The sequence below is a fragment of the Mucilaginibacter sp. 22184 genome, assembly GCF_052045695.1.
Lineage (GTDB): Bacteria > Bacteroidota > Bacteroidia > Sphingobacteriales > Sphingobacteriaceae > Mucilaginibacter.
Genome location: NZ_JBQEPI010000001.1, coordinates 191,463 through 213,612, shown reverse-complemented (window position 1 = coordinate 213,612; position 22,150 = coordinate 191,463). Strand labels below are relative to the sequence as shown.

At 42.7% G+C, this 22,150-nt stretch carries 21 protein-coding genes; 11 read left to right on the top strand and 10 right to left on the bottom strand.

Translation table 11 applies throughout. From position 1 onward, the window contains the following. Positions 1-13: 13 nt before the first annotated feature. Entirely contained in the window at positions 14-1,438 is a 1,425-nt protein-coding gene (gene dnaA, locus ACTJKG_RS00875; protein WP_076371801.1) for a chromosomal replication initiator protein DnaA, read from the bottom strand. 495 nt (positions 1,439-1,933) lie between these two features. Beyond that, a complete protein-coding gene (locus ACTJKG_RS00870; RefSeq protein ID WP_440738092.1) occupies positions 1,934-2,464 on the bottom strand; it encodes a hypothetical protein in 531 nt (176 codons plus the stop codon). Positions 2,465-2,556: 92 nt separating this feature from the next. On the opposite strand from ACTJKG_RS00870, the gene ACTJKG_RS00865 reads away from it, so the two are divergent. Beyond that, positions 2,557-2,904: a HesB/IscA family protein gene (locus tag ACTJKG_RS00865; protein WP_166092793.1), complete on the top strand. Its 348-nt coding sequence runs from the start codon at positions 2,557-2,559 to the stop codon at positions 2,902-2,904. Positions 2,905-3,093: 189 nt separating this feature from the next. After that, a complete protein-coding gene (locus ACTJKG_RS00860) occupies positions 3,094-4,332 on the top strand; it encodes an ABC transporter permease (protein WP_440738091.1) in 1,239 nt (412 codons plus the stop codon). Positions 4,333-4,414: 82 nt separating this feature from the next. Here ACTJKG_RS00860 and ACTJKG_RS00855 read toward each other — a convergent pair whose 3' ends face one another. From ACTJKG_RS00855 to ACTJKG_RS00840, 4 genes are all read right to left on the bottom strand, one after another. Continuing rightward, positions 4,415-5,155, bottom strand: coding sequence for a tyrosine-protein phosphatase (locus ACTJKG_RS00855; protein ID WP_172336136.1), 741 nt, complete (start codon positions 5,153-5,155; stop codon positions 4,415-4,417). Positions 5,156-5,206: 51 nt separating this feature from the next. Then, positions 5,207-6,259, bottom strand: a complete 1,053-nt coding sequence (gene rfbB / locus ACTJKG_RS00850) for a dTDP-glucose 4,6-dehydratase (protein WP_440738090.1) — start codon at positions 6,257-6,259, stop codon at positions 5,207-5,209. 122 nt (positions 6,260-6,381) lie between these two features. Beyond that, complete coding sequence (galE, locus tag ACTJKG_RS00845) at positions 6,382-7,401, bottom strand: UDP-glucose 4-epimerase GalE (protein ID WP_172336138.1); 1,020 nt, start codon at positions 7,399-7,401, stop codon at positions 6,382-6,384. 15 nt (positions 7,402-7,416) lie between these two features. Next, positions 7,417-8,403, bottom strand: coding sequence for a UDP-glucuronic acid decarboxylase family protein (locus tag ACTJKG_RS00840; RefSeq protein ID WP_172336139.1), 987 nt, complete (start codon positions 8,401-8,403; stop codon positions 7,417-7,419). 169 nt (positions 8,404-8,572) lie between these two features. Between ACTJKG_RS00840 and ACTJKG_RS00835 the strand changes: the two genes are divergently transcribed. The 9 genes from ACTJKG_RS00835 (at position 8,573) to hemH (ending at position 17,093) form a co-directional block, all read left to right on the top strand. Further along, positions 8,573-9,901, top strand: a complete 1,329-nt coding sequence (locus tag ACTJKG_RS00835; protein WP_440738089.1) for a 3-deoxy-D-manno-octulosonic acid transferase — start codon at positions 8,573-8,575, stop codon at positions 9,899-9,901. A gap of 122 nt (positions 9,902-10,023) precedes the next feature. Continuing rightward, a complete protein-coding gene (locus tag ACTJKG_RS00830; protein ID WP_172336141.1) occupies positions 10,024-10,833 on the top strand; it encodes an alpha/beta fold hydrolase in 810 nt (269 codons plus the stop codon). A 3-nt stretch (positions 10,834-10,836) separates the two neighbouring features. Beyond that, complete coding sequence (locus ACTJKG_RS00825; RefSeq protein ID WP_440738088.1) at positions 10,837-11,460, top strand: lysophospholipid acyltransferase family protein; 624 nt, start codon at positions 10,837-10,839, stop codon at positions 11,458-11,460. 133 nt (positions 11,461-11,593) lie between these two features. Continuing rightward, a complete protein-coding gene (locus tag ACTJKG_RS00820; protein WP_172336143.1) occupies positions 11,594-12,220 on the top strand; it encodes a lysophospholipid acyltransferase family protein in 627 nt (208 codons plus the stop codon). 1 nt (position 12,221) lies between these two features. Then, on the top strand, positions 12,222-13,310 hold the full coding sequence (locus tag ACTJKG_RS00815) for a glycosyltransferase family 2 protein (RefSeq protein WP_172336144.1): 1,089 nt from the start codon (positions 12,222-12,224) through the stop codon (positions 13,308-13,310). After that, a complete protein-coding gene (locus tag ACTJKG_RS00810) occupies positions 13,289-13,963 on the top strand; it encodes a carotenoid biosynthesis protein (RefSeq protein WP_172336145.1) in 675 nt (224 codons plus the stop codon). Before ACTJKG_RS00815 ends, ACTJKG_RS00810 begins: the two co-directional genes overlap by 22 nt. A gap of 345 nt (positions 13,964-14,308) precedes the next feature. Next, positions 14,309-15,160, top strand: coding sequence for a 4-hydroxy-3-methylbut-2-enyl diphosphate reductase (locus ACTJKG_RS00805; protein WP_440738087.1), 852 nt, complete (start codon positions 14,309-14,311; stop codon positions 15,158-15,160). 30 nt (positions 15,161-15,190) lie between these two features. Next, positions 15,191-15,883, top strand: a complete 693-nt coding sequence (locus ACTJKG_RS00800) for a fatty acid desaturase (protein ID WP_440738086.1) — start codon at positions 15,191-15,193, stop codon at positions 15,881-15,883. A 178-nt stretch (positions 15,884-16,061) separates the two neighbouring features. Beyond that, positions 16,062-17,093 (top strand): ferrochelatase, encoded by a 1,032-nt coding sequence (gene hemH / locus ACTJKG_RS00795; RefSeq protein WP_440738085.1) that lies wholly within the window; start codon positions 16,062-16,064, stop codon positions 17,091-17,093. Between the two features lie 151 nt (positions 17,094-17,244). Here the strand turns inward: hemH and ACTJKG_RS00790 are convergent, their stop codons facing one another. From ACTJKG_RS00790 to ACTJKG_RS00775, 4 genes are all read right to left on the bottom strand, one after another. After that, entirely contained in the window at positions 17,245-18,645 is a 1,401-nt protein-coding gene (locus ACTJKG_RS00790) for an aminopeptidase P family protein (protein WP_440738084.1), read from the bottom strand. Between the two features lie 762 nt (positions 18,646-19,407). Further along, a complete protein-coding gene (gene crtD / locus ACTJKG_RS00785; RefSeq protein ID WP_172336150.1) occupies positions 19,408-20,880 on the bottom strand; it encodes a 1-hydroxycarotenoid 3,4-desaturase CrtD in 1,473 nt (490 codons plus the stop codon). Positions 20,881-21,084: 204 nt separating this feature from the next. Then, the gene (locus ACTJKG_RS00780) at positions 21,085-21,288 is read right to left on the bottom strand and encodes a hypothetical protein (RefSeq protein WP_440738083.1); all 204 of its coding nucleotides are present in this window, start codon (positions 21,286-21,288) and stop codon (positions 21,085-21,087) included. Between the two features lie 105 nt (positions 21,289-21,393). Beyond that, positions 21,394-21,948, bottom strand: coding sequence for a type 1 glutamine amidotransferase domain-containing protein (locus ACTJKG_RS00775; RefSeq protein ID WP_440738082.1), 555 nt, complete (start codon positions 21,946-21,948; stop codon positions 21,394-21,396). Between the last annotated feature and the right edge of the window lie 202 nt (positions 21,949-22,150).

The following is a 22,150-nucleotide window of genomic DNA, read 5'->3' as shown; positions in this document are numbered from 1 at the left end:
GATAATAGGTCAGTTACGACATTTTGAGTTTCTTTTGAATGTCGGCAACATAACCTTTAAACTTCTTATCGGTATCAATAAGGTCTTCAACGGTTTGGCAGGCGTAAATTACGGTAGAGTGGTCGCGGCCGCCAAAGAAGTGACCGATTGATTTTAATGAACTTTTGGTATGGGCTTTGGCCAGGTACATGGATATTTGACGGGCCTGTACAATTTCGCGTTTGCGGGTTTGTGATTTTACCATTTCAATAGGCACTTCAAAGTACTCGCAAACCAGGCTTTGGATATACTCCATCGAAATTTCTTTAGATGAGTTTTTCACAAAGTTCTTGAGCATTTGCTTGGCCAGGTTCAGGTCAATCTCCTTGCGGTTCAGGGTCGACTGTGCCAGCAGGGATACCATGGCGCCTTCCAGCTCACGTACATTGTTGTCAATGTTATGCGCTACATACTCAATTACATCATTTGAAAGCTCAATGCCGTCCTGATAAATTTTGTTTTTGAGGATAGCCATGCGGGTTTCCAGATCAGGGATCTGCAAGTCGGCAGACAGGCCCCATTTAAACCGCGAAAGCAAACGTTCCTCTAAACCAGCCAGATCTTTAGGCGCTTTATCTGAAGTGATGATCAGCTGTTTGCCCGATTGATGTAGATGGTTAAAGATGTGGAAGAAGAAATCCTGTGTTTTTTCTTTACCGGCAAAGTTGTGCACATCATCCATGATCAGTACATCAATAGCCTGGTAAAAGTTCACAAAATCATTAATGTTGTTATGTTTAAGCGCGTCAACAAATTGTTGGGTAAATTTTTCGCACGATACATAAAGTACCAGTTTATCGGGCAGGGAGCGCTTTATTTCGTTACCAATGGCCTGGGCCAGGTGGGTTTTACCTAAACCAACACCGCCGTATATCATTAAAGGATTAAAAGAAGTACCGCCAGGTTTTGCAGCAACGGCATAACCGGCAGAGCGGGCTAAACGGTTGCAATCACCTTCAACAAAGTTTTCAAAGGTGTAATTCCTGTTCAGCTGCGGATCAACATTTAATTTTTTCAAGCCGGGGATCACAAACGGATTTTTAATGTCCTTATTGATCGAGATCGGGATCGGCATTGACTGATTTTTGGACTCGGCACCATTTCCGTTCGAAGGCATATTAGTGGTGTATGGTTTACTTGATGATTGCTCAACAACTATATTATACTCTAAACGTCCTTCGTCGCCTAATTGTTTTTTGATTGTTTTGCGCAGTAAACCTACATAGTGCTCCTCGAGCCACTCATAGAAGAATAAACTTGGTACCTGTATCGTCAGAACGCTTCCTTCCATGCGTAAAGCTTTTATTGGCTCGAACCAAGTTTTAAAGCTTTGTGCTGGGATGTTATCTTTTATGATCTGGAGGCAGCTATTCCAAACAGTAGTACAGGTTTTTTCCATATAGATATTAGTAATATATTGATTTCCAACCCCCAGCGAAACAATTTTTGGGCCTGCTACGGAACATCGAATATTGCCAAAAAAAGCTTATAAAAAAATTAAATTTTCACTTTTTTGGCAAATAAATTTCTGGCATGATAATCAGCTTTTTAATGAAAAAAACTCATTAAATATTGATTTTTACAGCAAAAATTGCAATTATATTTCCGTTAGTCCCAATTAATATGAACCGATTAATTTAATAAAAAATCAGAATAATTACCAGGGGGATAATTATTTTTTATACGATGGCTTTCCACAATAGTTGAGCCAATTTGGTGCCAGCACAACAGTTAAAAATTAATGTTCTGGTATACTGACAAATAAAAAAATGCCTTATGTTTATTTATCAACATCGGGTTATAATCATCGTCTGTTAAAAATTACACACTGTATTCCTATTTACCAAGAGTGTGCAAAATTGACCAGCGATTTCTACAGTTGGGCAGGAGGAGATTAAAATAACTCTTCTATATCCTGTCTTACCAAACCGGTAGCTATTTCATAAGGATCCTGCTCCTGGCGGCTCAGATGGATTAGTATGGTTTTGCTCATCTCGGTGGCCGAAGCATCTGGCGGCAATGCCTTCATGGTATTATTAACCAAAGCAAGCGTATCGTCCTTTACTCTTTTTACTACGTTCCATACCCTAACGCTTACATAAATTTGCTGGGTAACATTATGCTGAAACTCATTCCGGATCTCGGAAACCACCATCATGTGCAGCTCGGCTGCCGAAAGGCCCGATGCATTAAGGCGGATAAGCATGCTGGCCGGATTTACCCTTTCAATAAACAGGATAACGCGCTCATAAGCCTGCAGCCGCAGCGGTAAAGTTTGACTGCTGACCGCCCTTTTTAATTCGAGCACCTGTATTTGTTCGGCTTTATCCAGATAGGGCTTAAATAAATAAAGGGCCACCCACACTACCCCAATGCCGGCAACGGTGTATTTTAAAATATCAAGTATATAGGGTAATGTTTGCATGTTTTATAAAATGTTAAACTGAGGTCATAAAATACCGGTTGCAACAAAAATCTACATTTTACATTATATTTGTATAGTTAAATAAAAATAAGATGAGCACTGCTGTTGAAATTGCACCGGTAACCTTTACTCCGGGAGCCGTTAAAGAACTTTTTAAATTGAAGGACCAGCAAGAGATAGGCGATGATTTTGGCCTGCGTGTTGGCGTTGAAGGTGGGGGCTGTTCGGGCATGAATTATGTGCTTGGCTTTGATCAGAAAAAGGATGGCGACCAGGAATATGATATCGACGGTATAAGAGTATTTATGCACAAGGCCCATGGTTTATACCTGGCAGGTATGCAAATTGATTTTCAGGATGGCTTGAATGCCCGTGGATTTACTTTTAATAATCCTAACGCTGCCAGTACTTGTGGCTGCGGTACCTCATTTTCAGTATAACCTCCGGATTGAAGATATTATAAAAAAGGCAGCCTATGGGTTGCCTTTTTTTATTTGCTATAGTGTTTGCATGCCGGGTGAATGGTCATGTTAATTGATATGCATTTTTATTTAGTTTAACGGTTGAGTTTGCTGTAACAAAATGATGCGGTACACAGTCAAACCGCAAAGTTTTTTTATTTTTATACCATGCCGGTAAAAACCTCCTACAAAGAAAATGTCTCTATTGCATTACAGTCTATAGCCGGCAACAGGCTGCGTACCTCGCTAACTTCGTTAATTATCGCTATAGGTATTATGGCCCTGGTGGGTATTTTAACCGCTATTGAGGGGATACGGCAATTTACCAATGATGCCTTTGCCGATCTGGGTGCCAACTCGTTCACTATTCAAAACCGCGGGGAGGGGTTAAACTTTGGCAACGGTGGAAACCATAAGGCTTACCCGGCAGTTACTTATGAACAGGCCGAACGCTTTAAAAAAACATTTAAATTACCGGTTTTAACGGCCATCAATCTGGATGTTACAGGCACGGCGGTGGCCAAGTACGGTAATCAAAAAACAAACCCTAATATTTCTATTTCGGGCTCCAATGAAAATTATCTGGCTACCACCGGTAAAAAATTATCCTTTGGGCGTAACTTTTCTTCGTCCGAACTGGAGCATGGCGCCAATGTGGTGCTTATTGGAGACGAGATCAAAACAAAGCTATTTAAAAAGGAAGATCCCGTAAATAAGTCGCTTTTTATAGGGGGCAACAAATACCGTGTAGTTGGTGTAATAGCGTCAAAAGGTTCAAGCTCCTTTGGTGGAGATAAGTTTTGTATTATACCTATATTAAAAGCCAAGCAGATAGATACGGCGCGCAATGTGTCATATACTATAACTATTAAAGTGGCTACGCCCGGTGCACTTGATGCATCTATAGGTGAGGCCACCTCTTTATTCCGCAATATCAGGGGGCTCAATATCGCTAACACTACTAATTTTGATATCACCCGGAGTGATTCTGTACAGAAAGAACTTTCGAGCCAATTGCTGGGCATTACCATTGCGGGTTTTGCCATAGGTATTATTACCCTAATAGGAGCGGCCATCGGGCTCATGAATATTATGCTGGTATCGGTTACAGAGCGTACCCGTGAAATAGGTGTGCGTAAGGCTATTGGAGCAACACCCGCGGTTATACGCAAGCAGTTTTTAATTGAAGCTATTGTGATATGCCTTATAGGCGGGGCTGCAGGTATATTGTTAGGAATGGCGATAGGTAACCTGATAGCCGTTCAAATTAGCGGAACGTTTGTAGTGCCCTGGGCATGGCTGTTTTTTGCTGTGGTACTATGTACTTTTATTGGTCTGATATCAGGCTATTACCCAGCCAAAAAAGCGTCGAGGCTTGACCCGGTAGAGGCCTTGAGATATGAATAGGAATTTAGTATCAAGTATCAAGATTTCTGAATTTCTAAATAAAAAAGTCTTGATACTTGATACTAACTACTTGACACTTAAATTACAGCAGCAACGTATTTTTCAGCGGATAATCAAAAAGTAACTTCTCGATGTAAGTGGTACGCAGGGCATCCTTTAGCGCCGCGGCGTGTTTGGTATGGTGCATATCGCTCGATATAAAATCGATCAGTTCATTATCGATCAGACTTTCGGCCATTTTTTTTGATTCCCGGCCATAATACCCGGTTAGCGAAATGGTGTTTAACTGAAAGTTACAGCCCCAGGTATGCAGGTTTTTAAACTGTTCCAGATCCATGTAAGGATATCTTTCGGGGTGGGCCAAAATTGGCTTGTAACCCATGTCATTCATCTTTTGGATAACCGTTATGGCGTTTGGTGGTTTATTGATGAACGAAAATTCAAATAGGGCATAATTATCGCCCATAGTAAGAAGTTTACCCTCATCTACCCGGGTTTCAAAAGTTTCGTCGAAATAGTGTTCAGCGGCTGCTTCAACAGGTATATCAATGTTTTCCTTTACCAGCTCGGCTTTTAATATATTAAGCGCGTTATTGATGGTTTCGGGAGTATTCCTGTAAAAATCAACCATGATATGCGGAGTAGCGATCACCTTTTTTATACCCAGGTCCATCATCTTACGGATCAGGATAACAGAGTCCTGCGGTGTTTTGGCACCATCATCAATTCCTGGCAGCACATGCGAGTGCATATCTACCATGATGGAATCATAGTTAAAGTTCGTATGCCTTTTTTCCGGTTTCTTTTTAAATAACCCAAACATAATTATTCGCAGTTAATAATTATTTCCCTGACGCTCCTAAGCATAGTACCCTTATCGGTTAGCATACTGTTCACTATAATATTGCTGGTAATGACCCGAGGTGACGTTTTCCAACCATTCTTCATTAGCCAGGTACCAATCGACGGTTTTTTCCAGACCTTCTTCAAAGGTTATTCCGGGTACCCAACCTAATTCATTTTTAAGTTTAGAGGCGTCTATGGCATATCTTAGATCGTGACCGGCTCTGTCTGTTACAAAAGTGATCAGTTTAGCCGATTCCCCTTCGGGTCTGCCCAGTTTTTTATCCAGTATAGTGCATAACAACTGGATAAGGTCAATGTTCTTCCACTCGTTATGCCCGCCTATGTTATAGGTTGAGCCGGCTTTTGCCTTATGAAAAATAAGGTCGATAGCACGGGCGTGATCTTCAACCCACAGCCAGTCGCGAATGTTTTCGCCTTTGCCGTATACGGGTACAGGTTTGCTTTGTTTAATATTATTGATGGCTAAAGGTATCAGTTTTTCCGGGAAATGATACGAGCCATAATTGTTGGAGCAGTTGGATAATACAGTGTTCATTCCATAGGTATCCTGGTAGGCGCGCACAAAGTGATCTGAGCTGGCTTTTGATGCCGAATATGGTGAATGCGGATCGTAGGCTGTTGTTTCTGTAAACATACCTTCATCGCCCAGGGTACCATAAACCTCGTCGGTTGATACATGATAAAAACGGGTTTGGTCATAACGGCCTTTCCAGTTTTCGCGCGCGGCATTAAGCAGGTTAACGGTACCCACAACATTGGTCATCACAAACTCCAGCGGGCTTACAATAGAACGATCCACATGTGATTCTGCTGCCAGGTGTATCACCGCGTCGGGTTGTTCGGTGGCAAACAGTTCGTTAATAAAAGCTATATCAACAATATCTCCTTTTACAAAACGATAGTTGGGTGAATGCTCAATATCAACAAGGTTAGCCAGGTTGCCGGCATAGGTCAGTTTATCTAAATTGATAATGGTATAGTCGGGATAGTTTTTTACAAAACGACGCACTACATGTGATCCTATAAAACCTGCACCACCCGTAATAATTATTTTTTTCATCGGTAGAATGTTAATGGACACGAATTACATGAATTTTATCGAATTACACGAATCAAATCGTACCGATCAAAAATGTTCAATTAGAGAAGTTCGATAAAATTCGAGCAATTCGTGTTTGTTTTTTATAAAGGATTTTGTGATATGTATTTTTCCCATTCCCAGGCCGATAGCATCATGGTATCAACACCCAGTTCGGCTTTCCATCCCAGTTTGTTGGTTGATTTAGTTACATCACCCCAAACCTTTTCTACGTCACCCGCACGGCGCGGGCCAATCTGGTAGTTTAATTTTACACCGGTAGCGCGTTCAAAGGCGTGTATCACTTCTAATACGGTGCTGCCATTACCTGTGCCAATATTAAATACATCGTACCCGGTAAAGCTTTCCTTTTCGGCCAGTTTCAGCGCCGCCACGTGTGCCTTGGCCAGGTCAACCACATGTATATAATCACGAACACAGCTACCGTCCACGGTGTCGTAGTCGTTGCCAAATACGGTTAATTTTTCACGTTTACCGATAGCGGTTTGTGTAATAAAAGGTACCAGGTTTTGTGGTACACCAATAGGTAGTTCGCCTATAAGCCCGGTTTCATGAGCACCAACCGGGTTAAAATATCTTAGTGCTATTACTTTATAGTTACTGCCCGAGGCTATAGTATCTCTCAATATCTCTTCGGCAATTTGTTTGGTATTGCCATAAGGCGATTCCGCAGGTTTTACTGGTGCGCTTTCGGTAACGGGTAATATATCTGGCTGACCGTAAACGGTACAGCTTGATGAAAAAATGAAATTCAGTGGCTTGCCGTAATAAGCATCCAATAAGTTAATCAGGGAGTAAAAATTATTACGGTAGTATTTTAGTGGTTTTTGTACCGATTCGCCAACAGCTTTAAAAGCAGCAAAATGAATAATGCCATCAATATCGGGCTCGTTAACGGCAAGTTCTTTTACACTGTGTTCGTTGCTGAGGTCAAGCTTATGAAAAACAGGTTTGTAGCCTATTATCCGCGCTATCTGATCCAGTATTTTAGGATCTGAGTTTGACAGGTCGTCAACTATAACAGGTTCATAACCTGCATTTACCAATTCAACAACGGTATGCGAGCCTATAAAACCCAAACCGCCGGTTACTAATATCTTCATTTTAAGCAGTGTATATTAATGTTTATTATAGTACGTAAAATCCTTGTGGTTTATTTCTTTTTCGGGCAGCGATTTAAAATAATCAAGTGTGATTTTTAAACCCTCGCTGCGGGATACTTTGGGCTCCCAGCCTAAAATAGCTTTGGCCTTGGTAATATCCGGGCGTCGTTGTTTGGGGTCATCAACCGGCAATGGCAGACTGATCAATTTTTGATCAGTTCCGGTTAACCTGATGATCTCCTCGCCAAATTGTCTGATAGTGATCTCATCGGGGTTGCCAATGTTCATCGGTTGCGCGTAATCACTGTGAAGCAGGCGGTAAATACCTTCAACCAGGTCATCTACGTAACAAAACGAGCGGGTTTGTGAGCCATCGCCAAACATGGTTAATGATTCGCCCCTTAAAGCCTGACCGATAAAAGCGGGTAATACACGACCATCGTTCAGTCGCATACGTGGGCCATAGGTATTAAAGATACGTACGATGCGGGTTTCCAGTCCGTGGAAAGTATGGTAAGCCATGGTAATGGCTTCCTGGAAACGTTTAGCCTCGTCATAAACGCCGCGCGGGCCTACTGGGTTTACATTACCCCAGTATTCTTCGGGCTGCGGGTTTACATTAGGATCACCATAAACTTCGGATGTTGAAGCGATCAGCATCCGGGAGCCTTTGGCACGGGCCAGCCCCAACAGGTTATGCGTACCCAGCGAACCCACTTTTAGGGTTTGGATAGGTATTTTTAAATAATCAATAGGACTTGCCGGTGAAGCAAAGTGCAGTATGTAATGCAATTCGCCAGGAACGTGTACAAACTTGGATACATCGTGGTTGTAAAACTCAAAGTTTTCCAGTTTAAACAGGTGTTCAATGTTACGCAGGTCACCAGTGATCAGGTTATCCATGCCTATAACATGGTAATCTTCTTTGATGAACCTGTCGCACAAATGCGAACCCAGAAAGCCGGCGGCCCCGGTTATTAATATCCTTTTACGATTTGACATACTTGTTCCGTTATTACGGGTGAGTGGTTGATTGAGTGAGTAGGTGAATGGTTAAATAGAAACAGTTATAAACTTAATCAACTACTCACTCAATCAACTACTCTCCTCATATTGTAATTATTGTTATTACTTTTATGCCCGGCTAAGATAATCATTCATACTTAAATTGATGTTTTTATATAACATTGGAATCAAATTATATTACTTCGCTGTATGGCTTGTTTCGTTTTTTAACACCAAGGCTGGTTTATGGATAAACGGGCGCCGGCAACAAAAAATAGCACCATTTAATAGTAGTATCTGGTTCCATTTTGCTTCACTTGGTGAATTTGAACAGGGCCGGCCAATTTTGGAAGCTGTGCGCCAGCAATATCCCGGCAAAAGCATTGTGGTTACTTTTTTTTCGCCCTCGGGCTACGAAATCAGGAAAAACACCCCCCTTGCCAATGCGGTTTATTACCTGCCTTTGGATACAAAAAACAACGCCCGTGATTTTATTGATACCATAAAGCCGGATATGGTTGTATTTACTAAATATGAGTACTGGTATCATTATTTTAAAGAGCTTAACCGGCGCAGCATTCCATTATATATTGTCTCCGGGATATTCAGGCCGGGACAGGTGTTTTTTAGATGGTATGGCGGTTTGCACCGTAAAATGCTGAGTTTTGTAACACATTTTTTTTTGCAGGACGAAAGCTCCAAACAATTACTCAGCGAGGTTGGAATTAACAACGTAACCGTAAGCGGCGACACCCGTTTTGACCGGGTATGGGCCAACGCGCAAAATCCGAAGGAAATAGCAGGCGTAAGTGAATTTAAGAACGAAAAAAAACTTTTTATAGCAGGCAGCACCTGGCCCGAAGATGAAAAACTGCTGACCACCCTACCCGCTTTGTATCCCGACTGGAAGTTTATTTTTGCCCCGCATGAGATTGGTGAAGAAAAAATAAACAACCTCATAGGTCTGTTGCCCCCAGGCTCAACCGTAAAATACTCACAACTGGGAGATAATTCAAAATTCAAAATTCAAAACCGCGCAGCGCTCTTGAACACCACAGAAGAAGAACAACTGGTGAAAAACTCAAAAGAGGTATCGGACCTACCTTTACCCCGCACCTCGCACCCCGCTCCTGAATATCCCCCAATCCTCATCATAGATAACATTGGTATGCTGTCGTCTTTATATGCCTATGGCGATATAGCTTATATTGGCGGTGGGTTTGGTGTGGGTATCCATAATACGCTCGAAGCCGCGGCCTTCGGTTTACCCGTGATATTTGGCCCGAATTATTTAAAGTTTAACGAAGCACGGGAACTGATAGCGCTGAAAGCAGGTTTTAGTATTAGCGATGAAGCACAACTAAAAGGAATTGTAGATACTTTGATCAGCGACGAGGCATTTTACAGCACAACCAGCAAAAAGATATACAATTACGTACAGGAACATACCGGTGCCACGGAAATGATCATGAGCCATATAGATGTGCAGATGTGAGGATTATAGATGTGCGGATGCTTTTTGTCTGAACCGGAATTAACAGAATTTACGAATTAACAAAATTTGCACATTTGAAATCTGCACATTTGCACATCCGCATATCTGCACATCAAAAAATTATGGGTTTTTTACATCTGCCTGGTTTGGGTAAAGCGCATTTTCATGAATATGGTACCGGCCAGAAACCACTGCTGGCTTTTCATGGTTATGGCATGACGGGGAAACAGTTTCAGGTGTTGGAGCGCTCTATCCTACCCAAATACCACATTTACGGCTTCGATCACTTTTTTCATGGCGGCAGCAAGCTCGAAGGCTGGACAGAAGAGCAGATCACCGCGGGCATGCCCAAAAACATGGTACATACTTACATGCATGAGTGGTTTAAAATGTATGGCGAGCAACGGTTCTCGGTGATGGGCTATTCCATTGGCGCCAACCTGGCTCTGATATTATTGGAAGAATATGCTCATTTAATTGACGATGTGATATTAATGGCGCCGGATGGCTTGTCGGTATATAAAGGGTTTCATTTTTTGTTGCACAACCCGCTGGGTAAATTCATGTTCCGGAGGGTAACCAAAAGTAAATGGCTGGCCCCTTTTGTATTGAAAATCGTGAAACGGACGGGCCTGATAGACCAGAATCTGTACCAGATTGCTTATAATGAAATTGATACCGAACAAAAGCGGCTGGATACGTATTATACCTTAAATTTGATCCGTTTGCTGAAACCCGATGTGGAGAAAATAGCGGCCCGGATCAATCAGTATAAAATAAATTGCCAACTGATATTTGGTAAGGACGATAAGTTGTTCCCCAAATCGGCAGCGATGCCTTTTATTGAAAAACTGGATAATGCAGAGGTACACGAGCTGGCCTTGGGGCATTGGCTGGTTATTAAAGCATTGGATGAATATTTAGTACGATAAATTATGTTGCCATCGCGCCAGAATGATACTTTAAGCCGAATGTTTTACCGCTTTATGCGCTGGTGGATGGGGCGTAATTTTAAGGAGATCAACATACAGCCATTTGAGCCGCGCGCCGGGCATTCCATCCTATTGCTTACCAACCACTTTAGCTGGTGGGATGGTTTTTTTGCAAACTATGCCGCGTTTAATAACTTAAAGCGTCGCCTTTACATTATGATGCAGCATGATCATTTTTTAAAGCATTGGTATTTTAAATACCTGGGCGCTTTCTCTATGAAAAAAAGTTCGCGCGAAATGTTGGAGTCGCTCACCTATTCGGCCGGCTTGCTTAACAATCCGGAAAACCTGGTCACTATATTTCCGCAGGGAGCTTTATATTCTAATCATGAAACTTATATTCATGTGGAGAACGGTATTGAACGATTGATCAAACAGATCAAAGGTCCATGCCAGATAATTTACCAATGTACGTTGATAGATTATTTTGAGAGCCTGAAACCGCGGGCCTACATCCATCATTTTGACTGTGGTGTTGCGGGAGAAGTGCAGTTCGAGGAACTGAAACAACGTATTAACAATTTTCATCAGCAGGCTTTACAAAAACAGGCTAATATGGAACATTGATGGTATCAAGTAGTTAGTATCAAGTATCAAGATTTTTGATAAGATAATTTTGACACTTGTATATGAGTTATCTTTACATTTTAACTGTTGCTACAGTCTTGATACCTGATACTAACTACTTGATACTATAACAATGGTTTATCCGCAAAAAAACAAGTTGATACATTGGTTTTTTCATCATTATATCCTGCGGATAATCGGGCGTAATTTTCATGCGGTTCAGTTTGACCGGTTATCTGTACCTGGTGACAAAGCAGTTTTGCTGCTGGCCAATCATTTTAGCTGGTGGGATGGCTTTTTAATGTATTATTTAAACCATAAGCTGATAGGTAAAAAATTCCATATCATGATATTGGAAGATACCGTACGCCGGGTATCTTTTTTTAAATATATGGGCGCTTTTTCGATCAATAAAAATTCCAGGGATATCATACAAACCATAAATTACGCTGCAGAGCTGCTTCATGATCCGCAAAACCTGGTACTGATATTTCCGCAGGGGAAATTGTACTCCAATTTTGTTGACAAGGTGAATTTTGAAAAAGGAGTTTTGCGGATAATGGAGCAAGCGCAGGATAAGTTCAGGCTCGTATTTTCTGCAACATTTATTCAGTACTTAAAACACAAAAAGCCTACGGCTACCGTTTACTTAAAGGGGATAGACGAAAGTTTGGCTTGCAAAAATATAGATGAACTGGCACAGGCCTATCAGCAGCATTATGATTCAGCAAAACAACGTGAAACCGAAATAATATTATAAAGTGATCATTGCCATATCAATAACCCTCTTTTTTATTATTCTGCGTTTTACAGTAACCCTGTTTAATTTTATTTCCAACCCTAAATTGCACCGGGTGGGCAAGGCCTATCAGGATAAGGTATCCATCCTCATCCCGGCCCGTAATGAGGCTGATAATATTCTTTTGCTGCTACAATCTATCCATCAGCAGGAGTATCAAAATTATGAGGTGATCATTCTGGATGATGAATCAACCGATGATACGTATGCGGTTTGTGAGGCTTTTGCCGAAAACCATCCCCGTTTCCGGGTGATCAAGGGCGACAAATTGCCCGATGGCTGGATAGGCAAAAACTATGCCTGCCATCAACTGGCCCAGCAGGCTGCTGGTAAATACCTGCTCTTTTTGGATGCCGATGAAGAGGTAAAACCGGGGTTGATCAATAGCGCTGTACACCGCATGCATCTGCATCAGTTGGGTTTATTGAGCCTGTTTACCAATCAGCAGATGAAAACTCCCGGCGAAAGAGCCGTAGTGCCGCTCATGCATTTTATATTGTTAAACCTGTTGCCTGTACGACTCATATACCTGGTGAAAAATGCTTCGGTAGCCGCAGCCAGCGGTCAGTTTATGCTGTTTGATGCCGCCACTTACCACCAGCACCAATGGCACCAGGCTGCAAAAAATAAGGTGGTAGAGGATGTAGAGATTATGCGGCTCATTAAAGCCAATGCTTATAATGGCGAAGCTCTGTTGGCCAACGGGATGATCAGCTGCCGTATGTACAAAAGCTATAATGAAGCCATCAACGGGTTTAGTAAAAACTTCCTGGCGGCGTTTAATTATAGTATCATCGGCTTTTTAATTTATATCGTACTCATCATCGGCGGACCGATGATCGTGGCCATGACCCTGAATTTGCCCCTGTTGTTGTTTATGCTGGGACTGATAGCCCTGAGCCGCATTATGATCTCGCTGCTGTCAGATCAGAACCCGGTAAGCAACATCATCATGCATCCGGTGCAAATGTTCAATATGCTCGTCATCGCGGTTTTATCCATACAAAAATACCTCACCAAAACAACGGTATGGAAAGGGCGCAGGATTTGAAAAATCCACTAAAGGCGGCCACTACACGGCCACAGCGCGTATCTATTATCATCATTATATTATTTCATGCAGTGGGTTTAATAGGCTGTTCATTGCCGGCAACCGATGTGTTGTTTTTAAAACTGGTGCCCTGGCATTTGTTGCTCATGACCATTGTAATCGTATACAATCACCATCAATTGGAAAGTCGGTTTTTCCTTTTTGTTCTGCTGGTTTTTGCTATTGGTTTTGCGGCCGAATGGATAGGTGTGCATACGGGCCGGTTGTTTGGTAATTATACTTATGGCGAAACCCTGGGCTTTAAGCTTTTTCAAATACCCGTGATGATAGGCATAAACTGGTTTTTGCTCATCTACTCCACAGGAATATTGCTGCAACGAAGCCGCATCAAAAGCGGCATTGCCCGGATACTGGCCGGTGCTGTTATCCTGGTGTTATTGGATGTATTGATAGAGCCTATGGCCATCCATTTTGATTACTGGCATTGGACAAATAATCACATACCCCTTAAGAATTATGTTTGCTGGTTTGGTTTGAGCGCACTATTGCTTTTCTTATTTGATCAGTTTAAATTTAAGCGGCAAAGTATGGTAGCTCCTATGCTACTCATTATGCAGTTTGTGTTTTTTATGGCACTGGAGTTGCTGAACTGAAGTCCCTCCAGCACCCTAATATCATAAGTTAAGGGAGGTAAACCCCATTGGGGTTAAGCTTTGTAGAAAGCATCCGGTTTCAAGACCAGTGCCGTAGGTACTGTACTCAGGTTGCATACCTACGGCATGCTTAATACCTTCTTTTGTTTTCTACAAAGCTTTTACTCCTCCGGAGTAACTTTAAAGCAATAGCAATGCTACGCTTATCGCTGGATCAAGTTTTGTATAGGGGGATTTTAAGCAGATGATTTATGACGAAGCTTCGGTATATCGTTTTAACAAAAATCAACGAAATCACATAATCATTACCATCAACGGTTATTTTTGCTGTAAATTTGCAACATCATGGGAGAGTATCAGTTAAAGGTTACTATTGATCAGGATTCGGGCTTTTGTTTCGGGGTGGTGTATGCTATTGATATGGCCGAGGAAATACTGGCCGAGGATGGCTACCTGTATTGCCTGGGCGATATTGTGCATAACGATGAAGAAGTAGAACGCCTGAAAGCCTTAGGTTTACGTATCATTGAACACAGCGAGCTGGCCAATCTGCGAAACGAAAAAGTACTGATTCGTGCGCATGGCGAAGCTCCTGATACTTACCGCATCGCCTTAGAGAACAATATTACCCTGATAGATGCCTCCTGCCCGGTGGTTTTAAAACTGCAAAATCGCATCAAAACATCTTACGATGCCAACGAAAAGATTCTGATATTTGGTAAGCACGGTCATGCCGAGGTTATTGGCCTGGAAGGACAAACCAATAACGAGGCCATCGTTTTTCAGGATATTGCTGAACTTGATAATGTAGAACTTCCTGAAAATATTACGCTGTATACCCAAACTACCAAAAGCATGGAAAAGTTTTACGGTATCAAGGACGAGCTGATATCCCGCGGATACAATCTGAAAGCAAACGATACCATTTGCCGCCAGGTATCTAACCGGGATAAGGACCTGCCCAAATTTGCAAGCAGGTTTGATAAGATCGTTTTTGTATCGGGGCGTAAATCATCAAACGGGAAAGTATTATTTGAGGTTTGCCGCAAGCATAATCCCAATACCTACTTTATCTCATCGGCAAGCGAATTGGATAAAAGCACGTTTTCGCCGAATGATACCATTGGCATAGCCGGGGCCACATCAACCCCCATGTGGCTGATGCAGGACGTAAAAGCCGCGCTCGAACAATTTTAACAGCACGCTTTTTGCTGTTGTATAATCATCATGCCAAAAAGCCTATCAAATACAGGTTTATTTATTGCCCTGCTGGTCATTGGCTGCTGGGTCGCGAGCATTGTTTTATTGATGCGCTGGCATTTCAGCTTTGCCAATCCACTGGTTTATTTGTTGGTGCTGGTTCAAATGCACCTGTACACGGGTTTATTTATCACCGCGCATGATGCCATGCACGGCACCGTTTCTCCCAATCGCACACTGAATAACCTTACCGGCTATATCTGTACTTTTTTATACGCCTCGTTCTGGTATCCCAAACTATACACCAAGCATCACCAGCACCACAGCCATGTACATACTGCGGATGATCCGGACTATCACGAAGGTGGTTTCTGGAGCTGGTATGTGCGATTTATTCGCAATTATTTGTCGGTATGGCAAATTGTGGTGATGGCTATTGTATTCAATATTTTAAAATTGTGGATACCCCAGCCCAATCTGATCATGTTTTGGGTAGTGCCATCATTGTTAAGCACTTTGCAGCTGTTTTATTTTGGCACATATCAGCCCCACAAAGGCGAGCATGATAACCCCTATTTTGCCCGGAGCCAGCGGCGCAATCATGTAGCGGCGTTTTTGAGTTGTTATTTTTTCGGTTATCATTATGAACACCATGATGCGCCCTGGGTGCCTTGGTGGAAACTATGGCGAGCCTTGCCCGGTGCTGAGTCTAAAAAATAGTTTGTCATTCTGAACGGAGTGAAGAATCTATTAATCCACAAGCATAATTAAACAATAGATACTTCGTTCCTCAGGATGACAAACCTGCGGAACACGTACCAATCATTTATTTGTAAATTGTTCCCCCTTTAGGGGGATAGGGGGGTAATATTTTTATATTTTTGCGGCTGAAATAGTTATGGGTAAAAAAGCAGTTTTATTAGTAAATTTAGGTACGCCCGATAGCCCTTCAACGGCCGATGTACGTACTTATCTGAATGAGTTTTTGATGGATCCAAGGGTAATTGATATCAACCCTATATCGCGCACCCTGTTAGTACGCGGATTAATAGCTCCTTTCAGGGCTCCAAAATCGGCTAAATTATACCAGGCTATCTGGGATAAGGAAACCGGTTCGCCATTAATGCATTATAGTCTGTTACAGCAAAAAGCCCTGCAACAGCGCCTGGGTGATGAATACATTGTTGAACTGGCTATGCGTTACCAAAACCCTTCCATTGAATCGGCACTGAATAGGCTTAAAGCTGCTTTGGTTGATGATATACAGGTTATCGCGCTGTTTCCGCAATATGCATCGGCCAGTACCGGTTCTGTTTACGATAAGGTGATGGAACTATTGGCAGCCTGGGGCACCAAGCCTAATATCTCCTTCGTAAACTCTTTTCATGACAATGAAGGCATGATAGCCACCTTTGCCGATAACGCCCAAAAGTACCATCCCGAAAGCTATGATCACGTGTTGTTCAGCTTCCACGGTTTGCCGCAAAGGCAATTGGTTAAAGCCGATCATACCCAACAACACTGCTTAAAAGTTAATGACTGCTGCGGAACACTGACCGATGCCAATAAAAATTGCTATTCGGCACAATCGCATCATACGGCTAAATTAATTGCCGAGAAGTTGAATATCCCCCAGGATAAATATACCATTTGCTTTCAGTCGCGCCTGGGTAACGACCCATGGGTACAGCCTTACACCAGCGAAATTGTATCCAAACTGGCCAAGGAAGGTAAAAAGAGCTTACTGGTATTTTGCCCCGCTTTTGTAGCCGACTGCCTGGAAACCGTTTATGAAGTTACCACCGAATACGGCGACGAGTTTAAAGCCCTTGGCGGCGAAAAAGTTCAGCTTGTAGAGAGTTTGAATGATTCGCCTATCTGGATAGATGCTTTAGAGAAAATGGTAAGGGAAAACCATATTGCTGGCTGAACCCTAATTTCTCGGATTATAGGATTTCCTTGATTCCTTTAACCTCCAACATTCTTTGTCATGCTGAACGTAGTGAAGTATCTATTCTACGATTTGCATAGCTCGCAAACAGATCCTTCACTGCGTTCAGGATGACAAAATAAGAGTGATACTACCCCCTCAATCCCTCAATCTCTTTCAAAGTCTTTGGTAAATATTTACCCAGCAAGTGACTACCCGTATCGGTAATTAAAAAGTTATCCTCAATACGAATGCCGCTGAAATCGCGGTAGGTGTTCAGTACATCGTAGTTGATAAAATCGGCGTATTTGTTTTCGGCTTTCCAGCGATCAATTAGCTCCGGGATGATATAGATGCCCGGTTCTACGGTCAGTATATAACCAGCCTCCAGCTCGCGTCCCAGGCGTAGTGATTTTAATCCGAACACGGTTTCTTTTTTCAGCGTATCGGTATAGCCCACATATGGTTCGCCCAGATCCTCCATGTCATGTGTATCCATGCCCAGCATATGCCCCAACCCGCATTGAAAAAACATGGTATGCGCGCCGGCAGCAACAGCCTCGGCTGCATCGCCTTTCATCAGGTTCACTTGTTTTAGTCCTTCCACCAGTTTTTGACAGGCGGCAAGGTGAATATCTTTATAACGTATGCCTGGCTTTAGCAGACTGATAGCATGGTTCATCGAGTTAAGCACCACCTCGTATAGCTCTTTTTGCTTGCTGGTAAAGCTGCGGCCCACCGGGAAGGTTCGGGTAAGGTCGCCGCCGTAATGCATATCATTTTCGGCACCAATATCGCTCAGTACCATGTTGCCATCCTGCAGTATATTGCCATAATAATGAGTATGTAGTGTTTGGCCATGGGTGGTAATAATGGCCCCATAACCCAGGCGACCATTAGCTGCCAATGCTACTTCATTGGCTATGGCCACCAGTTCATACTCCTTAATGCCGGGGCGGGTGGCTTTAATAACTGCCAGCTGCATATCCACACTAATATCAACCGCTTTTTCCATTTCCTGTATCTCCAGCGGTGTCTTGATCACCCGTTGCGCAATTACTGCTTTGATGAGTTTAACCGATACATGATCCTGCACATCAGCCAGGCTTACATTGAACCAGGTAGCCAGTTTTATGCGGTTTTCGGGACGGTAAGGCGGTAAAATATGTACTTTTCTGCCGGCTATCAGCGCTTTATGTACGTAATGCAGTATCTGGTCGAGCGGTTTGGTTTGGGTAACGCCTACCAATCCCGCCATTTCGTGTACGGTAGGCAGGGTGCCTGTCCAAATAATATCGTCAATGGTTAATTCGTTACCGAAGACCACTTCCTCGCCAGTGTCGGTATCAATGATGGCGGCCAGGTTTTGCACATCCAGACCAAAGTAGTAAAGAAAAGTGCTGTCCTGACGAAAGGGGTAGCAATTGTCTTTATAATTCATGCTGCTATCCTCGTTACCTAACAACAGGATAATGCCATCCTGCCCGATAGTTTGCTTTAATATATTCCTTCTGTCGGTATAAACCTGTTTGTCAAAAAGCTGAAGTTTCATAGGTTGTTATATTGAATGGGTAAAGATAAAGGCTTTTTGCTTTATCATGCAATGAATCGACTTATGGGGACCTACACTCTTCCTTTTCCACACGTCATTGCGAGGTTACGAAGACAACCGACTGGAGGAAGCTCATTAATACCTATAAAAAACAATTAAAAAAATTAATAATCGCTATACCGTACAGGGCGAATAATGCAAGTCGTAGAACGCTCAATTGCCGCTGGGGCTGTTACTTTTGTCTTGATACAAAAGTAACCAAGACCGAGCGTAGCGAGATAATGAGTACCAATAAAAAACAAACAACAACGAATAAATCAAGTCAGCAGTGAGGCTTGTTTGCCGCACAAAGCCTTTGCCCTGCAAACCGGACAGAACCACGGGCTGCAATTATTTTGCCCGACTTCGTTCGCTCTTACCCCGCCCTTCAGCAAAAACTTGCTATGCCCCTCCAATGGCGCTTGGCCACCATTGTTCTGCCCGCTTTCGCCCGAAGCTGTTCTGCTAACGGGAAAAAGAAAAATTGATCAAAGGTTCTGTTGCGCTATAAAAAGAAATCCTACCAATCCATTAATCAGGAAAATCATGGTTCAGAAATCACTGACTCACTAATTCAATAATTAAACTGCGTTAGCAGCGGATACCGGCCGGTGACTAATGCCTGTGCAGTATGAGCGGATAGCCCGGGCCGAAGGTAACGCCCTTATTAAAGACAAGGATCAAGGCAAAAGCGAAAAATCAACTCACTAATTCAATAATTAATTAACCAATCCAATTATTTACAATTTTGGCCGAAAGCAGGCAAAGCGGAATACCCCCGCCCGGATGCACGCTGCCGCCGCAGAAATACAGATTTTTGATGGCCGACGACCGGTTGGCATGCCGTAAAAATGCCGCGAACTGGCTATTGGAGCTGGTGCCATATAACGAGCCCTGGTACGATGATGTTTTGCTTTCGATACTGCGTGGATCGAGGATACTTTCGGATAGGATCAGAGGATTTATATCCTCGCCCAGAAGGCGGCTCAGTTTGGTTATTATATTTTGGCGCGCGGTGCTGATGAGGCTTTCCCAATCCTGCCCGGTATTGGCGGGTACATTGATCATGGTAAACCAGTTTTCGCAGTCTTGCGGGGCATCATCGGGCTTGTATTTGGAGCTGATGTTAACGTATATTGTTGGATCGTGGTAAATATCTTTTTGCTGCCAGATATGATCAAATTCAGCTTTATAATCCTTACTGAAAAAGATGTTATGCAGGTTTAGCTGCGCGAATTGCCTCTTGATACCCCAGTAAAATATCAGGGCCGAGCTGCTGCGTTCCTGCCTCAATATCTTTTTAGGAAACAGGTGCGGATGTTGCTTTAGCAGTTTGTGATACGTGAACCACACATCCATGTTGGATACGATGATATCGGCGGGTATCAATTCTCCTTTTATTTTGATGGCTTTGGCAATTTGTTTTTCCAGGACGATTTCTTCAACAAGGGCGTTGTAATGAAATTTTACCCCCAGTGATTCAGCCAGTTTTACCAGGCTACTCACGATGCTATATATACCACCATGCGGGAAATAGGCCCCATAATGCTGCTCCAGGTGCGGGATCACATTCAGGGTAGCCGGGGCGGTATAAGGGTTTGATCCGTTATAGGTGGCGTAGCGGTCGTAAAATTGTGTAAGGCGTTTATCCTGAAAAAAACGTTGATTGGCGGTGTGCATAGCACGGAAGGCATCTATCTGCGGAAACCTGAAAACAGAGCGCACCGTATCCCATTGTAAATAGGTTTTTAAGCGATGTAATGATCGCTCCAGAAAAACATGATTGGTAATACTATAGATATTCGCGCTGTTTTTTAAATATTTTTTAACGGAATTAACGGGCTCTGCAGTTTGCTGACTTACCTCTGCAGCAAAACGTTCCTGATCTGCATAAGCATTCAGGCTGGTACCATCTTCATAAAAATACCGGCAAACTACATCCAGTTGTTCATAATTAAAAAAATCACGCGGGTTTTTACCGGCAAGGGCAAACAACTCATCCACATAATGTGGCATGGTGAACAGGCTGGGCCCGGCATCAAACCTAAAGCCATCTTGCTCAAACTCGGATAGCTTGCCGCCTGGATAACTATTGGCTTCGAAAACATCAACCAGGTAACCTTTTACTGCCAACCGGATGGCTGTGGCAATACCAGCGATACCGGCACCAATGATCAACGCTTTTTTTACAGGCATAGGGTAAAGATAAAAAAGCCCTCTCTATATATCCCTCTGAAGGAGGCAACTTTTATTATTGGCGTATGTCATAAAAAAGGGCAGAATCACGAATGATTCTACCCCCAGTTAGGTTATTGTACTGAATTTGTCCTGAATGATTATGGAACATGCTTCACAGCGTGCCCGGTTGACAAACTCGGCATCATAAGCCTGTATAAATACTCAACAGGATTTATCGGTTATTGTTTTCTTACGTTTGTTTAAACTTTGGCCAAGGTATAAAAGTAATATGCCTATGCTGATACCTTTTAAAAAGCCATCCAGAGCATCTGATTCGGATTTGTATATGAATTTAACAAAAAAGCTTAATGCCAGCAGGAACAATCCTAATGACAACAGATATTTTACGGGGATAAGCGATATCATGATTTATTACATTTATTATCCCAAAGTTAAATGATAAGTATTGAAATTAAAAAGGCACTCTTGTTTATCAAGGGCGCCTTTATTTATAGGGATAAAGTTAACTTATCAAGCGTCATGATGTACACCTTCGCCTATCTCCTCAATGGCCTTGCGATTAAACGCATCCAGATCGGCCGGTCGGCGACTGGTCACCAGGCCCTGATCAACCACTACTTCTTCATCAACCCAGTCGGCTCCGGCGTTTTTAAGATCGGTTTGCAACGAAGGGTAGGATGTTAACCTTCGCCCTTTGATCAACCCAGTCTCTATCAATAATTGCGGGCCATGGCATATAGCGGCTACAGGTTTACCTTCATCTAAAAATGCCGACGCAAAGGCTACCGCATCTTTATTTTGCCGTAGTTTATCCGGATTGAGCACACCGCCGGGCAATACCAGCGCGTCATAGTCATCCGGACTAACTTCGCTCAATTGCCGGTCTACATTTATCTCGATACCCCAGTTGGTTTTATCCCATGCTTTAATAGTGCCGCTTTTGGGCGATATCACATGTACGGTTGCACCGGCTGCTTCCAGTGCATGTTTAGGGCTTGTTAATTCTACCTGCTCAAATCCCTCTTCAGTCAGGATCGCTACTTTTCTGTTACTCAAACTTGCCATAATAAATATTAATTTAATTTTAAATTATAAAAATTAAGTATAATATAATTACAGGTGGAATGGCGGATGGTTTTTGTTATTTGAAAATAAAGGAGAGCTCCGCCCTATGTCCGTTAGTAGTCACAGGTAACGGCTACTTAACGCCATTTTTTATGGTTTACATGTAAACCCAGTTTATGGGATGCTATTTGATTTAATTTAT